This is a genomic window from Comamonas sp. UBA7528 (assembly GCF_002479375.1).
In the GTDB taxonomy this organism is placed as follows: domain Bacteria; phylum Pseudomonadota; class Gammaproteobacteria; order Burkholderiales; family Burkholderiaceae_C; genus Comamonas.
In genome coordinates this window covers 158,644-172,409 of the sequence record NZ_DLMU01000014.1, presented here as the reverse complement: position 1 = coordinate 172,409, position 13,766 = coordinate 158,644, and the positions used below count along the sequence as shown (strand labels likewise).

Genomic DNA, 13,766 nt, shown 5'->3' with positions numbered 1-13,766 from the left:
TCCGAATCCCGTCAACCCACAATTATCGGTAAGACCAATTTGGCACCGCACCGATGGACGCTCTGCCCCTCGATGCTCTCTGTATGCGACTCTCAGACCACGTAGCCGAACAACTCTGCGCCCTGGTGCAGCAGCGACAGCTGCAGCCCGGCCAGCGCCTGCCTGCCGAACGGCAGCTGGCCGCCGAGCTGGGGGTGTCGCGCGTCGCATTGCGGGAGGCCATACAGCAGCTCTCCAGCCGCGGCATGCTGGAAAGCCGCATGGGCTCGGGCACCTTTGTGCGCGCCCCCGCAGCGCTGTGGAGCGACCGGGCCATCTCCCCGCTGGCGCCCTTGCTGCGTGACGACCCCCAATACCGCTACGACGTGCTGGAAGCGCGCCAGATCATCGAGGTCAGCACCGCCTGGCTGGCGGCCCAGCGCGCCACCGACCAGGACCGCGACAACATCCGCCGCTGCTTTGACGCCATGCTGCACCACCAGCAGCGCCAGGATGGCGACAACGCCGCCCGGGCCGATACCCAGTTTCACCTGGCGATTGCCGAAGCCTCCCACAACGTGGTGGTGGTGCAGGTGATGCGCAGCCTGTTTGACATGGTGCTCAATACCGTGGCCCAGAACCGCCGCGAGATGTTTGTGCACAAGGACCCCAAGGTTCTGGAACGGCTGACCCAGCAGCACCAGGATCTGATGCAGGCCATCGTCCAGGGCGAGCCCGAACAGGCCAGAACGGTCATCGGCGAGCACCTGGCCTTTGTCCACGCCAAGCTGGCCGAGGCCGACGCCGAGGAGGCCCGCCAGCAGCGCTTGGGACGCTTTTCATCCACACAACACCAGCCTTTGACATGATCATTTCGTCCACCACCGACTACCGCGCGGCCGCGCAGAAGCGCCTGCCACCTTTTCTGTTTCACTACATCGATGGTGGCGCCTACGCGGAAAAGACCCTGGCGCGCAATGTCAGCGACCTGACCGATGTGGCCCTGCGCCAGCGCGTGCTCAAGGACATGAGCCAGCTGGACACCAGCATCGAGCTGTTCGGCGAAAAGCTCTCGCTGCCGGTGGTGCTGGCGCCTGTGGGCCTGCTGGGCATGTTCGCCCGCCGTGGCGAGGTGCAGGCGGCCCAGGCGGCCGACCAGAAGGGCATTCCCTTCACCATGTCCACCGTGTCGGTCTGCCCCATCGAAGAAGTGGCGCCCAAGATCCAGCGCCCCATGTGGTTCCAGCTCTACGTGCTCAAGGACCGAGGCTTCATGAAGAATGCACTGGAACGCGCACAGGCGGCCGGCGTTTCGACCTTGGTGTTTACCGTGGACATGCCCGTGCCCGGCGCGCGCTACCGCGATGCGCACTCCGGCATGAGCGGCCCCAACGCCGCCATGCGCCGCTACCTGCAGGCAGCCACCCACCCGCACTGGGCTCTGGACGTGGGCCTGCAAGGCCGGCCGCACACACTGGGCAATATCTCCACCTATCTGGGCAAGAACGTCAGCCTGGAAGACTACATGGGCTATCTGGGCGCGAACTTTGACCCGTCGATCTCATGGAGCGACCTGGAGTGGATCCGTGACTTCTGGAAGGGTCCCATGGTCATCAAGGGCATCCTCGACCCCGAAGATGCCAAGGATGCCGTGCGCTTCGGCGCCGATGGCATCATCGTCTCCAACCACGGCGGCCGCCAGCTCGATGGCGTGCTCTCGTCGGCCCGCGCCCTTCCCGCGATTGCCGATGCTGTCAAGGGCCAGATCAAGATCCTGGCCGACTCCGGGGTGCGCAACGGCCTCGACATCGTGCGCATGCTCGCGCTGGGCGCCGACTGCACCATGATCGGACGGGCGTTCATCTATGCCCTGGCCGCCCAGGGCGGTGCCGGTGTGACCCATCTGCTCCAGCTGCTGGAAAAGGAAATGCGCGTGGCCATGACCCTGACCAGCGTGAAGAACGTGGCCGAGATCACCGGCAACCTGCTGGTGCAGGAACGCTAAAGCCTCCCGCTATGGCTCCCGACCTGCCTGCAGGCGTGCTTGCGGGTCGGTGATGTCTGTGTGGCCGCTGCGCCAGCTCTGCCAGCAAATCGCCGCGACGCCAGCCGGAAACGCGGCCCTCAGGGCCTGCGCCATGGCGCAGGCAGCGCAGTTCAACAGCGCTGCCATCTGTGGCTCACGGCCCCACAGGGGCCGGAATGATGATGGCCACGCGCCGGTTCTCCCGCCGCGCGTCCTGGCCTTGTGCCATGGGCAGGGGCTTGCTGTTGCCCCAGCCCCGGGTGCTGATCTGCAAAGGGTCCATGCCGGCACGCACCAGCTGCTCCGCCACACGCTGTGCGCGGCGCTCCGACAGTTGCTGGTTGTACAGCACCGGCCCGGTATCGTCGGTATGCCCTTCCACCCGCACGCTCTGGATACCGACACCCTTCAGATCCTGGGCCAGCTGGCTCACATAGTCGGCCTGCTTGCTGCCCAGTTGGTCGGTGTCCACGGCAAACAGCAGTTTGCTCGGCACCTGCAGGGCCCAGCTGCCCCCCTGCTCCTCGAATCCGTGGGAGCGCAGCACCTGCACCTGCTCGGGCGACAGACCCGGTGCGGCAGGCTGCGGCACCGGACTCTGGCACGCCGCCAGACCTATCGCCAGCCAGCAGGCCGCACTCCACTTCCATAACAAACGCCCCATACTCCCTTCCTCCATTTCCTATTGCGTTCCACGCGGCTACGCGCCTTCGCGGAACTGCTGTTTGGCGACATACATGGCAGCGTCGGCTGCGGCCATCAGCTCCTCCATGGTCTGCCCGTCTTCCGGGAACAGCGCCATCCCGATGCTGACCGAGGGCTGGAGCACCACGCCCCTGTCCGCTGCCAGCGGGGCCTGCACCGCCTCCTGTATCTTGCGTGCGACCTGCTGCACCGCCTCCCGCGAATGCGGCTCCAGCAGCAGCACCACGAATTCATCGCCCCCCAGCCTGGCCACCAGATCGGCATCCCGCACCTGCTTCTGCGTGCGCTGGGCCACGGCCTTCAGCAGCAGGTCTCCCATGGCATGGCCATGGTTGTCGTTCACCGCCTTGAAGTGGTTCAGGTCCAGGAACAGCAGCGCCAGCCGCCCATGGGTCTGCGCGGCCTGGCGCAATGCCACCATCAGCCGCAGCTCGAAGTACACGCGGTTGAAAACACCTGTCAGCCCATCGTGGTAGGCCTTGTGCTCCAGCACCAGATTTTCCTGCTGCAGGTGCAGCTGGCGGGCCTCCAGCTCGTCCAGCAAGGCGTTGAAGTGCTCCCCCAGTTCCCGCAGCTCGTCAATGTCCGCCAACGGTACGCGCTGGCCCATGGCACGCTCGCGGTGCACGGCACGGGCCACCCGTCCCAGCTCCTGCAGCGGCTTGACGATGCTGCGGTGCATTCGGCGCGACACGATGTGCCCCACCACCACGCTGGCGGCCATGCACACCATCAGCGCCAGGCCGCCCCACAGCAGGAACGCCAGCATGCGCTGGCCGTTGCTGCTGAGCTCGACCCTGCCAATCACCACCCCATTGGCCCGCACCTCCTGCGCCGCCACTTTCAGCCCCAACACGCGCGCCAGCTGGTGACCGCAGTTGCAGGGCAGCCAGTTGGGCGCCATCCACTGGGCAAAGACATTGCCCCGCGCGTCCCAGACCGTGGCCTCGGCCACGCCTTCGTCGCGCACCATCCGGGCCAGCGATTCCGCGGCGTCCAGCCTGTCGCCAAACACCAGGGCTGGCTCCACGTTGTAGACCAGCGAACGGGCCATCAGCTCCAGATTGTCCTGGGTGTTGGCGCGCAGCGCCGTCAGTCCGGCGGCCAGCAGCAGCACGCTGGCCACGGCCACGGCCGTCAATGCAATGCGGGTGTGGGTGCGGCGCAGGGCCTGGCGCAAATGCATCAGTTGCCCTCCTTGCGGCGGGCCAGCCCCAGCACCCGGGGATTCACGCGCACGCCGCTGCGGGCCATGGAATCCAGGTTCAGCTCGAAGCTGACGCCCTGCGGTGTGATGTCCAGGCAGAACATGCCGCCCGTGGCGCAGTCGGCCGCCACCTCGCTGATCGTGAGCAGCGGCTGGCCCGCAGGCCAGGCCGCCATCAGCCGCTGCCATTGGCCGGCACGCAGAGGGCCCGCATACACCGCATGGCAGGCATTCAGGGGCTGTGCATCGTCCGGGCTGATGCGCCGGGTCTGTAGCCTGCGGCCGCCCGGTAGTTCCGTGCCCGCCAGCAGCACGGCGGCATGGGCTGTTTCCCCCACCAGGCACAGCTGCACGGGAGATGGATCCGTCGGCCAGCGCGTATAGCCCAGCACCCCCCAGACCGTTTGCGCCACCGCGGCCGACACCGATGCCGCCGGCACGGTCATGCCCCGGGCATTGCCCTCCTGTGCCCCGACGGCCACACCGGTGCAGGCCAGCAGTGCCCCCGCCAGCAGCGGGCGCGCGGCACGCAGACTGCACGGCAAGGAGGAGGCACCCATGGTCAGGAGTGAGAAAGAGGGACAGAAAAGGAATTTCCCCATTCTCCCGTCGGCCCAGGGGCGCGGCGTCGCCACTGCGCCACAAAGCGGCGCCGTTCACATTCTTTGACCCTGAACGCCGGACGAACGGTAGCGCTGGCTAGCGCACGCCGGCGCCGCGCACCTCGATCTGCACGCTGTCCAGCACCCGCCCATCCGCCGCCACCAGCTCGATGCGGTGGCGCCCCGGCCAGGGGAACCACTGCGCCTGCGCGCCCTGGCCCAGCGCGCGCCGGTTGGCGGGCACGGTCTCGCCCGCCACACGCCAGCGCCATTGCGCCGTCTCGCGTGCCTCCCCTGCCCGGGCGCGCAGCTGCACACGCTGGCGGCTGGGCGGAATGTCTGGATCCAGCGCCAGCACGCTGCCATCCACCGGCTGCAGAATGCGCCCGGCCCCCGCCGCGACCTGGCTGCCTGCGCTGCCCATCTGGAATTCCGCCTGGGCCGTGCCGGGCAGGAACCACTCCTGGCGTGCACTCTCGGGTGGCACGCCCGTCACCGGGTCGGCCCCGTAGCGCACCACCTGCTGCGCCACCCCCACAGGCGGCTGCGCCGGGCGGCTGGGCAGGCGGGCATGCAGATGCCCCATCACCTCGGCCCACACCGGCGCCGCTCCGCTGGCACCGCTGACACTGTGCATGGACGCGCCGCTGGCATTGCCCACCCACACACCCACGGTGTAGCGCGCCGACCAGCCCACCACCCAGTTGTCGCGCATGTCCTTGCTGGTGCCGGTCTTCACGGCGGTCCAGAAACGCGTGGCCAGCACGCTGTCCAGACCGAAGGTCATGGCACGCGCATTGCGGTCGGCCAGCATGTCCCCCACGACAAAGGCGGCACCGGCATCCACGGCGCGCAGCGGCGCCGGCCGTGCGGCACTGCCCCAGGCCACCGGGGTGTAGAGTCCCTGGTTGGCCAGCGCACGGTAGGCATTGGTCAGGTCCAGCAAGGTAACTTCGCTGCTGCCCAAGGCCAGGCTGTAGCCGTAGTAGCCACCGCTTTCCGGCAGGCGCAGGCCCAGGGCCTGCAGCTGTTCGAAAAACGCATCCGGCGTGACCATCACCAGCGTGCGCACCGCCGGCACGTTCAGCGATGCCCCCAGCGCTGTGCGCGCCGAGACCCAACCCTTGAAGCTGCGGTCGTAGTTCTGCGGGATGTACAGGCCGTTGGCCGTGCGAATCTGCGCGGCGGAATCCTCGATCAGCGAAGCCGCCGTCAGGCGTTTTTCCGCTATCGCCTGGGCATAGAGAAACGGCTTGAGTGTGGAGCCGGGCTGGCGCCGCGCCAGCACGCCATCCACTTCCTGGGCCTGACTCAGGCTGCCGGAAGAGCCCACCCAGGCCAGCACCTCGCCGCTGGCGTTGTCCAGCACCACCACGGCGCCGTCTTCTACATTGCGGCCGGACAGCTCCAGCAGATGCTGCTTGAGGCTTTGCAGCGCCACCCGCTGCACGTCGGCGCGCAAGCTGGTGCGCACCGCAGCCGCCTTGCGGCTGTCCGGCACCCGCTGCAGCCACTGGCGCGCAAAGTGGGGGGCCTCGCCTTCGCTGGCCGGCCAGCGCCGCTGCTGCAGGATCTGGCTGACCTGCCACTCCAGCACATCACAGCGGACGGCCTCGGCTGCGTGCTCGCCTTCATCCGGACTTGTATTTTGGCTGTTTTTCTGGCGCGGGCGGCTGGCGGAAGACTGCGCCTGCAGCATGTCGCGCCATACCCCACAGGCACGCTGTGCCACACGCTGGGCGCTGGCATTGGGCGCACGCACCAAGGCAGCGGCAATGGCCGCTTCCTGCATGTCCAGCCCGTGCGGTGCCTTGCCGAACAGGCTGCGCGACAGCGCATCGATGCCCACGATCTCGCCGCGAAACGGCACCAGGTTCAGGTAGGCCTCCAGAATCTGGTCCTTGCGCCAGCTGCGTTCCAGCCGCTGCGCGGCCACGGCCTGGCCCAGCTTCTGGGTCACACTGCGGCCGCCGCCGCTTTGGCGCCAGTCCTCGTCCAGCAGGCCGGCCAGCTGCATGGTGATGGTGCTGGCCCCGCGCGTGCGGCTGTTCCACAGATTGCCCCAGGCGGCGGCCGTGACGGCCGCCCAGTCCACGCCGCTGTGGGCATAGAAACGCTGGTCTTCACTCAGCACCAGCGCCATGCGCAGTGCGGGAGAAATGTCGGCCAGCGGCGTCCAGTTTCCGCGCCGGGCCGCGCTGTCGGTGCGCAGGCGCTGCAGCGGCTCTCCCTCGCGGGAGAGGATCCAGGTCTCCGACGGGCGAAAGTCGCCGCGCACCTCGGTGTAGCTGGGCAGGGCCCAGGCGGAACCGGCCAGGCTGCCGGCCAGGCACAGCCAGGCCGTACGCGCACGCAGACGCCGGGGCAGAAAGGACAACGACAAAGAAGCACGCACAACAGCTGGCACAGACCACATCCACAAAGAATCCAGCCGTGGTTGTAGCAGAGCGGCGGCAACGCAGCCGCTTTGTTCGTTGCAGACCCTCTTACTGCTACTTCAAGCGGCGCCGCACAAAGCCCGCCGGCCATGCCGGCCTATCCCGGTGTTTGCCTGCACCATGGGCGATGATCGGCGCTTTCGCGCGCCCCCTGCGGCGGTGCGCCTGGCTACCGGAGAAACCACCACATGAGCACACCCTGCTTCACCGATGCTGCCTGGCAGCGCAATCTGCCCTTGTTCAACGCCACGCTGGCCCTGCCCTTCAACCGCGAACTGGCCGCCGGCACCTTGAGCCGCGAGCGCTTCCAGCACTACATGATCCAGGATGCGCACTACCTGGTGGCTTTTGGCCGCAGCCTGGCCGTGGCTGCCGCCAAGGCCGATGATGCCGACGGCGTGGTGCAGTTTGCCAAGGCGGCCGAAGAGGCGGTGGTCGTGGAACGCGCGCTGCATGACGGCTTCATGCGCGAATACGCGGTCAGCGCCGCGCAGTTCGAAGCCACACCGCTGTCCCCGGTCTGCCACCACTATGTGCACTACCTGCAGTCCATGGGCTGGAGCCGCAGCTACCCGGTGGCGCTGGCCGCGCTGCTGCCCTGCTTCTGGATCTATGCCGAAGTGGGCCGCGCCATCCTGGCAGAAGCCCGGCCCGGCAACCCCTACCAGAGCTGGGTCGATACCTACGCCGGTGACGAGTTCCACGCCCTGGTGGCCCGTGTGCGTGCCACCATCGACCAGTTGGCCGCCCAGGCCGATGCCCGCACGCTGGAAGCCATGCACCAGGCCTACACCGATGCGGCGCGGCTGGAATGGATGTTCTGGGACAGTGCCTACCGCCTGGGCCAGTGGCCCTGCTGACGTAGAAGCCCACGCTGCACAGAAATTTTCAACCGGACTGGCCCACTGTCCCCTGCCCGGTAGGCGGGCAACCCGGTGTGCCTTCTCAGGCGCCCTGGGGCGTGGCGTTCAGCCCAGCGTGGTGCACACCGGCTGGTGGTCCGAAAGCCGGGTGACACTGTCCGTGCGCCAACTGCGCACGGCCTCGCGCAGGCTGTCGCTGACCAGCACAAAGTCGCAGGCCCCCGGCTCCGGCCCCCAGGTCCGGTCGAACAGGCGAAAGGTATCGGGCTGCTGGTCGCCCGGGTGCAGCAGCGCCCAGCTGTCGTGGAAAGCGGCTTCGCCCGGAATCGCCGCCGCCACCAGTTGGGCATATTCCGCCTCGTGCGGCTCCAGATTGAAGTCGCCGCACAGCACGGCATGCGGCGTATGCACCGGCGTGGCGTAAGGCGTGGCCGCCCCGGCCGTGCCGGGCAGCTCCGTAGACTGGGCCAGGGCCAGGGCCAGGGCCTCGGCATGCAGGCGGCGCAGTGCCTGCACCTGGTCGCGGCGCTGATGGGCGCTGTGGTATTCCAGGTGGGTGGTCATCACCCGCACCAGGCCCAGCGCAGGGTCGCGCACCGTCACCACCAGACAGCCGCGCGGCATGCTGACCACACCAGCTTCGGCCCGCCACGGCAGACGGTGCTGCGCCACTTCGGCCACCGGCAGCCGCGTGGCCACCAGATTGCCAAAGGCCCGGTGCCGACCCTGGGCATCAAAGCCCTCGGTGGTGGCGGCAAAGCACAGCTGCCACCCCGGCAGCAGCGCACGCAGCTGCGACACCTGGTCGCCCGGCGCGCCCTGCAAGCCGTCGTGGCCGACGGCCACTTCTTGCAGGCACAGCACGTCCAGACCGCCGTGGTCGGCCCCCATCGCCAGCGCGTGCTGCACGATACGTTCCGGGCTGACCACGCCGTCCAGCCCGCAGCACCATTGCACATTCCACGTCAGGATCTGCATTGCCAAGACTTTCTCAAGCCAGCGGCTTGACCATATTGAACCATTGCGCGCCCGCATGGGCCGATGCGGACGGACCTTCATTGGCATAGCCCAGCGCTTCGTAGAACGGCACCCGGTCCTGCAAGCAGGTGAGCGTGACGGTCTCGCGCTGTGCGGCGCGGGCCACAGCCTCCAGCTGCGCCAGCAGCCTGCGGCCCAGGCCCAGTTGGCGGCAGGCGGGATCCACCGCCAGCCCCAGCACCGTCTGGTGTCCGCCGGTGACCGGGTTGGTCCCCAGCTCACGAAACAGACCATCGCGGATATAGCGCTCGTTCACCACCGGTCCATTGACCAGGCCCACCACCCGGCCGTCCAGTGCGGCCACCCAGAAACTGTCGGGGATGCATTGCAGGCGCTGCGCAAAGGCGGCGGGGGTGGCAGCCTCCTGCGGTGTGAAGCAGGCGTTTTCGATGGCGATCAACCGGGGCAGATCGGCGGGCGTGGCCTGGCGCAAGACCAAGCCGGATACGGCGTTCTCAGACATGGCCCGATTGTGCGCGCAGCGAGTGTCGCCTCACTTGATGCCGGCGCGCATGAAGCTCTGCACAAACTGGCGCTGGAACAGGATGAAGCCCACCAGCAGCGGTGCCGAAGTCATCAAGGTGGCTGCGGTGATGGTGGACCAGTCCACGCCCTGCTCCACGCTGGAGAACACCTGCAGCCCCACCGTCAGCGGGCGCGACTCCACGCTGTTGGTGATGATCAGCGGCCACAGGAAGTTGTTCCAGTGGAAGCTGACCGACACCAGCGCGAACGCGGTGTAGACCGGCTTGGCCAGGGGCACATAGACGCGCCACAGAATCTGCAGGGTGCTGGCGCCTTCCACGCGTGCCGCCTCGTCCAGCTCCTTGGGAATGCCCATGAAGGTCTGGCGCAGCAGGAAGATGGCAAAGGCCGATGCGAAATACGGCAGGCCGATGGCCAGCAGCGTATCGACCAGGCCCAGCCTGGCCATGGTCTGGTAGTTTTCCACCAGCAGGATGTCCGGCATGATCATCAGCTGCACCAGCACCAGCGCAAACGCAATGTTCTTGCCCCGGAAGTCATAGCGCGCAAAGGCGAACGCCGCCAGGGTGGACAGCACCAGCTGCGCAAGCAGGATGCTGGTGACCAGCAGCGTGGTGTTCAGAAAATAGCGTGCAAACGGTGCAGCCTCCCAGGCGTGGCGGAAGTTCTGCAGCGTCCACGGCGCCGCCAGATCGAAGCGGGTGGCGTATTCGCTGGGGTGGAAAGCTGTCCACACCGCATAGGCCAGCGGCAGGATCCAGCACAGGGCCAGCAGCCAGGCGGCCAGCGTGTCGAACCAGGTGTGGCGGTAGATCACCGCAGGGGCGTGGGTGCGGTTCATTTGTAGTGCACCTTCTTGTCCAGCACAAAAAACTGGAACAGCGCCACGCCGGCCAGCACCACGACCAGCACCACCGTGATGGCGGCCGCATAGGCCGTGTCCCAGAATTTGAAGCCCACCTCGTACAGGTGGTACAGCATCAAGGTGGTGGCGTTGTCCGGCCCGCCGCGGGTGAGGATGAACACATGGTCCACCAGGCGGAAGGCGTTGATGACGGCGTTGACCAGCACGAACAAGGTGGTGGGCATCAACAGCGGCCACTGCACGCGGCGGAAGAAATACCAGCGTGAGGCACCTTCGATGGCCGCCGCTTCCTTGAGGCTGGGATTCAGCGTCTGCAGCGCCGCCAGATAGAAGATCATGAAGAAGCCGGCTTCCTTCCACACCGCTACCAGGGTGATGGCGCCCAGCGCGGTCGAAGGGCTGCCCAGCCAGTTGTGCGACGGCAGTCCCAGAGCGCCCGTCACCTGCTCCAGCAGTCCGTACTGTGGTGTGTAGAAGAACAGCCAGATGTTGGCCACGGCAATCATGGGCAGCACCGTGGGCGTGAAATAGGCCATGCGGATGAAGGTGCGGCCCGCGATGCGTTCGTTGACCCACACCGCCATCAGCAGCGCCAGGCCGATCGATGCCGGAATGGTGGCCGCCGCAAACCACAGGTTGTTGCGCACGGCCTGCCAGAACACCGGGTCATCCACCATGGTCTCGTAGTTTTCCAGCCCCACCCATACCGCCGCGCGCACGCCTTTGGGGGTGGAATAGAAGCTGTCGATCAAGGTGGCCACAGCCGGCCAGTGGGTGAACGTGACCAGCAGCACCAGCGCAGGCAGCAGCAGCAACCAGGCATGGATGCTGCGCTGACCGGACCCGGCGATGGAAGAAGAAGCACTCATTCCCGAAATTTCTCTGTTGGCAATCCCGCATCACCACCACGCCGGGTGGCAGTGCATGTCCGAAGACATGGCGCCCGGATGGGCTGCCGCAGTGCGATCGACCATCCGGATCAAGGCATCCCAGGCCTTGTCAGGCCTGGCGGTGACGCCGGTTACTTGTACGAACGCAGAATGCGATCGGCTTCCTTCTGCGCATCCTTCATGGCCTGTGCCGAGGTCTTGGTGCCGTTCAACGCCGCCTGCACCGCATCGTTGAGCACCTTGGTCACACGCTGGTTGTCGTGGGTGGAGAACTCCGCCACCGACACCGGCAGCTGGTCACGCGCCACCAGGGCCTGGGGAAAATCCTGGCCGTACTTCTTCAGCGTGGGGGTGTCGTACGCGGCCGCCGAGACGGCTACATAGCCGCTGTCCATGCTCCACTGGGCCGCACGCTCGGGCTGGGTCACCCACTTGGCGAACTCGAACGCCGCCTGCTGCTGCTCCTTGGGGGCCTTCTTGAAGATGTAGAAGTTGCCGCCTCCGGTGGGCGAGCCCTTGCGCACATTGCCCGCGATCTGGCCCACGCCAAAGTCGAACTTGGCATTGGCCTTCAGATTGGTCAGGTTGCCGGTGGTGGTGACGATGATGGCGGCCTTCTTTTCCATGAAGTCCTTGGGGGTGGTGCCCCACTCCACCACGCCCTTGGGGTGCACGCCATCCTTGGTCAGGTTGACCCAGAAGTCCAGCGCCTCGATCACCTTGGGGTGGTCGAACGTGACCTTGGTGCCGGCCTCATTGGCCAGCAGCACGCCATTGGGCGTGGTCAGCGTCTGCAGCATCCAGTAGGCAAAGCCGGTCGACGGAATCTGGATGCCGTACTGCGTGACATTGCCGTTGGCATCTTTCTTGGTCAGCTTCCTGGCGGCCTCGCTCAGTTCCTTCCAGGTTGCGGGGGCCTTGCTCGGGTCAAGGCCGGCCTCCTTGAACGCTTCTTTGTTGTAGTACATCACCACGGTGGAACGCTGGAACGGCACCCCCCAGGTCTTGCCTCCGGTCTGGCTGTTGGCCATGAACGCGGGGTAGAAGCCCTTGAGCCAGGCCTTGTCGGCATCGGTCTTCGCAAAGTCGTCGATGGGGGCGATGGCGTCTTCGTCGATCAGCGTGAACATGTCGGTGGACAGCAGCACCGACGTGGCCGGTGCCTTGCCCGACTTGTTGGCCGTCAGCGCCTTGACGATGGTCTCCTGGTAGGTGCCCGCGTAGATGGGCGTGACCTTGTACTGCGGGTGGGCCTTGTTGAAGTCGGCGGCGTAACCGTCGATCACCTTGGTGATGGGGCCGCCCACGGCCACAGGGTAGTAGAACGGCACTTCCAGCGGCTCGGCGGCCTGGGCGGTGGGCGCGCTCAGGCCCAGCATGGCGGCCGTGGTGGCCAGAATGGATTTCAAGAAGGTGCTGCGTTGCATGGAAACTCCTGGTGCGCCAAAGCGCGATTCAAACGTGAGGAAGGGAGAGTGGAAACCGACGTCAGCCGCAGGCGATGCGCTGGCCCTGGGCGTCGAAGAAATGCATGTCCTGGGGCTGCCAGGCCAGGTGTGCGGCAGCGCCCACCGCCGCCTGCTGGTGGCCGGGGGCGCGCACCATGATCTGTTCGCTGCCAATCGCGCAGCGCAGCACCACATCGGCCCCCAGGTATTCCTGGCCGGTCACGCCGGCCGGCACCCCGGCGGCATCGGCCCAGTGCACTGCCTCGGGCCGCAGGCCCAGCCAGGCGGCACCCGCGGGTGCCGGCAGACGCACCTCGCTGCCTGCGATGGCGCCATCCTGCAGCTGAAGCAGGTTCATCGCCGGCGTGCCGATGAAGCGCGCCGCAAACGTGGTCGCAGGCTGTGCATACAGGGTGCGCGGTGCCGCGCATTGCTCCACCTTGCCCTGGTGCAGCAGCACCACCTGGTCGGCCATGCTCATGGCTTCGGCCTGGTCGTGCGTCACGTACACCACCGTCAGGCCCAGGCGCTGCTGCAGCTCGCGCAGCTCCGCGCGCATTTCCTGCCGCAGCTGGGCATCCAGGTTGGACAGCGGCTCGTCCATCAGACACACATGGGCCTGGGCCACCAGGGCGCGGCCCAGCGCCACCCGCTGCTGCTGGCCACCCGAGAGCTGACCCGGCTTGCGGTCCAGCAGCTGGGACAAGCCCAGCAGGCCGACAGCTTCCTTCAAACGCTTGTCGGCCTCGGCCTTGGGCACCTTGCGCACCGACAGGCCGAAACCGATGTTGTCCGCCACGCTCAGGTGCGGAAACAGCGCGTAGTTCTGAAACACCATGGCGATGCCGCGGGCGGCTGGCGGCAGATCGGTCACGTCCTTGCCGCCGATCTTCACCCGCCCGGAGGTGGCGGACTCCAGGCCCGCAATGATGCGCAAGGTGGTGGATTTGCCGCAGCCCGAAGGGCCGAGCAGCACACAGAACGATCCCGCAGGAATCTGCAGATCCATCGCCCGCAGCGCGGTGGTGTCTCCCCACGATTTGGCGATGGCTTCCAGTTGAATGGTTGACATGCACCCAGTCTAGAAACGACTTGTGTCAACGTCATGACGGGATAAACCCCCTGTTGTCGACGGCAGGCATGACAGCGTCATGACACCCCGACACCACCTGTGCCATTGGGCCGTTGCCCCGGGCACGGCACTGGGGGTGTCTGGGAA

General features: G+C 66.9%; 13 protein-coding genes. 3 read left to right on the top strand and 10 right to left on the bottom strand.

What is annotated here, in order from left to right; translation table 11 throughout:
* The first annotated feature begins 83 nt into the window (after nt 1-83).
* Together lldR and lldD are read left to right on the top strand one after the other, a co-directional pair.
* Entirely contained in the window at nt 84-848 is a 765-nt protein-coding gene (gene lldR, locus B3349_RS16465) for a transcriptional regulator LldR (RefSeq protein WP_291590359.1), read from the top strand.
* Entirely contained in the window at nt 845-1,984 is a 1,140-nt protein-coding gene (gene lldD, locus B3349_RS16460; protein ID WP_291590358.1) for an FMN-dependent L-lactate dehydrogenase LldD, read from the top strand. Before lldR ends, lldD begins: the two co-directional genes overlap by 4 nt.
* Before the next feature lie 175 nt (nt 1,985-2,159).
* On the opposite strand, the gene yfiB is transcribed toward lldD, so the two are convergent.
* From yfiB to pbpC, 4 genes are all read right to left on the bottom strand, one after another.
* Nucleotides 2,160-2,669 (bottom strand): outer membrane lipoprotein YfiB, encoded by a 510-nt coding sequence (yfiB, locus tag B3349_RS16455; RefSeq protein ID WP_291590355.1) that lies wholly within the window; start codon nt 2,667-2,669, stop codon nt 2,160-2,162.
* A 36-nt stretch (nt 2,670-2,705) separates the two neighbouring features.
* A complete protein-coding gene (dgcN, locus tag B3349_RS16450) occupies nt 2,706-3,896 on the bottom strand; it encodes a diguanylate cyclase DgcN/YfiN (RefSeq protein ID WP_291590353.1) in 1,191 nt (396 codons plus the stop codon).
* Nucleotides 3,896-4,477 (bottom strand): regulatory sequestration protein YfiR, encoded by a 582-nt coding sequence (gene yfiR / locus B3349_RS16445; protein WP_291590352.1) that lies wholly within the window; start codon nt 4,475-4,477, stop codon nt 3,896-3,898. The genes dgcN and yfiR overlap by 1 nt, the downstream gene beginning before the upstream one ends.
* Before the next feature lie 139 nt (nt 4,478-4,616).
* Nucleotides 4,617-6,935, bottom strand: coding sequence for a penicillin-binding protein 1C (pbpC, locus tag B3349_RS16440; protein WP_414646923.1), 2,319 nt, complete (start codon nt 6,933-6,935; stop codon nt 4,617-4,619).
* 210 nt (nt 6,936-7,145) lie between these two features.
* Between pbpC and tenA the strand changes: the two genes are divergently transcribed.
* Nucleotides 7,146-7,817 carry a thiaminase II gene (gene tenA, locus B3349_RS16435; RefSeq protein ID WP_291590348.1) on the top strand — a complete coding sequence of 224 codons (672 nt, stop codon included), beginning with the start codon at nt 7,146-7,148 and terminating at the stop codon, nt 7,815-7,817.
* A 108-nt stretch (nt 7,818-7,925) separates the two neighbouring features.
* Here tenA and B3349_RS16430 read toward each other — a convergent pair whose 3' ends face one another.
* The 6 genes from B3349_RS16430 to B3349_RS16405 form a co-directional block, all read right to left on the bottom strand.
* Nucleotides 7,926-8,798 (bottom strand): endonuclease/exonuclease/phosphatase family protein, encoded by an 873-nt coding sequence (locus tag B3349_RS16430; RefSeq protein WP_291590347.1) that lies wholly within the window; start codon nt 8,796-8,798, stop codon nt 7,926-7,928.
* Nucleotides 8,799-8,811: 13 nt separating this feature from the next.
* Nucleotides 8,812-9,321: a GNAT family N-acetyltransferase gene (locus tag B3349_RS16425; protein WP_291590346.1), complete on the bottom strand. Its 510-nt coding sequence runs from the start codon at nt 9,319-9,321 to the stop codon at nt 8,812-8,814.
* Nucleotides 9,322-9,351: 30 nt separating this feature from the next.
* Nucleotides 9,352-10,185: a carbohydrate ABC transporter permease gene (locus B3349_RS16420; protein WP_291590344.1), complete on the bottom strand. Its 834-nt coding sequence runs from the start codon at nt 10,183-10,185 to the stop codon at nt 9,352-9,354.
* Entirely contained in the window at nt 10,182-11,078 is an 897-nt protein-coding gene (locus B3349_RS16415) for a carbohydrate ABC transporter permease (protein ID WP_291590342.1), read from the bottom strand. The genes B3349_RS16420 and B3349_RS16415 overlap by 4 nt, the downstream gene beginning before the upstream one ends.
* A 152-nt stretch (nt 11,079-11,230) precedes the next feature.
* Nucleotides 11,231-12,526: an ABC transporter substrate-binding protein gene (locus tag B3349_RS16410; protein WP_291590341.1), complete on the bottom strand. Its 1,296-nt coding sequence runs from the start codon at nt 12,524-12,526 to the stop codon at nt 11,231-11,233.
* 61 nt (nt 12,527-12,587) lie between these two features.
* Nucleotides 12,588-13,619 (bottom strand): ABC transporter ATP-binding protein, encoded by a 1,032-nt coding sequence (locus B3349_RS16405; RefSeq protein ID WP_291590339.1) that lies wholly within the window; start codon nt 13,617-13,619, stop codon nt 12,588-12,590.
* Between the last annotated feature and the right edge of the window lie 147 nt (nt 13,620-13,766).

Coding starts and splice junctions, on each gene's coding strand:
- lldD (WP_291590358.1), top strand. CDS start 845: ATGATCATTTCGTCCACCACCGACTACCGCGCGGCCGCGCAGAAGCGC.
- lldR (WP_291590359.1), top strand. CDS start 84: ATGCGACTCTCAGACCACGTAGCCGAACAACTCTGCGCCCTGGTGCAG.
- dgcN (WP_291590353.1), bottom strand. CDS start 3,896: ATGCATTTGCGCCAGGCCCTGCGCCGCACCCACACCCGCATTGCATTG.
- yfiR (WP_291590352.1), bottom strand. CDS start 4,477: ATGGGTGCCTCCTCCTTGCCGTGCAGTCTGCGTGCCGCGCGCCCGCTG.
- B3349_RS16415 (WP_291590342.1), bottom strand. CDS start 11,078: ATGAGTGCTTCTTCTTCCATCGCCGGGTCCGGTCAGCGCAGCATCCAT.
- B3349_RS16425 (WP_291590346.1), bottom strand. CDS start 9,321: ATGTCTGAGAACGCCGTATCCGGCTTGGTCTTGCGCCAGGCCACGCCC.
- pbpC (WP_414646923.1), bottom strand. CDS start 6,935: ATGTGGTCTGTGCCAGCTGTTGTGCGTGCTTCTTTGTCGTTGTCCTTT.
- tenA (WP_291590348.1), top strand. CDS start 7,146: ATGAGCACACCCTGCTTCACCGATGCTGCCTGGCAGCGCAATCTGCCC.
- B3349_RS16410 (WP_291590341.1), bottom strand. CDS start 12,526: ATGCAACGCAGCACCTTCTTGAAATCCATTCTGGCCACCACGGCCGCC.
- B3349_RS16405 (WP_291590339.1), bottom strand. CDS start 13,619: ATGTCAACCATTCAACTGGAAGCCATCGCCAAATCGTGGGGAGACACC.
- B3349_RS16430 (WP_291590347.1), bottom strand. CDS start 8,798: ATGCAGATCCTGACGTGGAATGTGCAATGGTGCTGCGGGCTGGACGGC.
- yfiB (WP_291590355.1), bottom strand. CDS start 2,669: ATGGGGCGTTTGTTATGGAAGTGGAGTGCGGCCTGCTGGCTGGCGATA.
- B3349_RS16420 (WP_291590344.1), bottom strand. CDS start 10,185: ATGAACCGCACCCACGCCCCTGCGGTGATCTACCGCCACACCTGGTTC.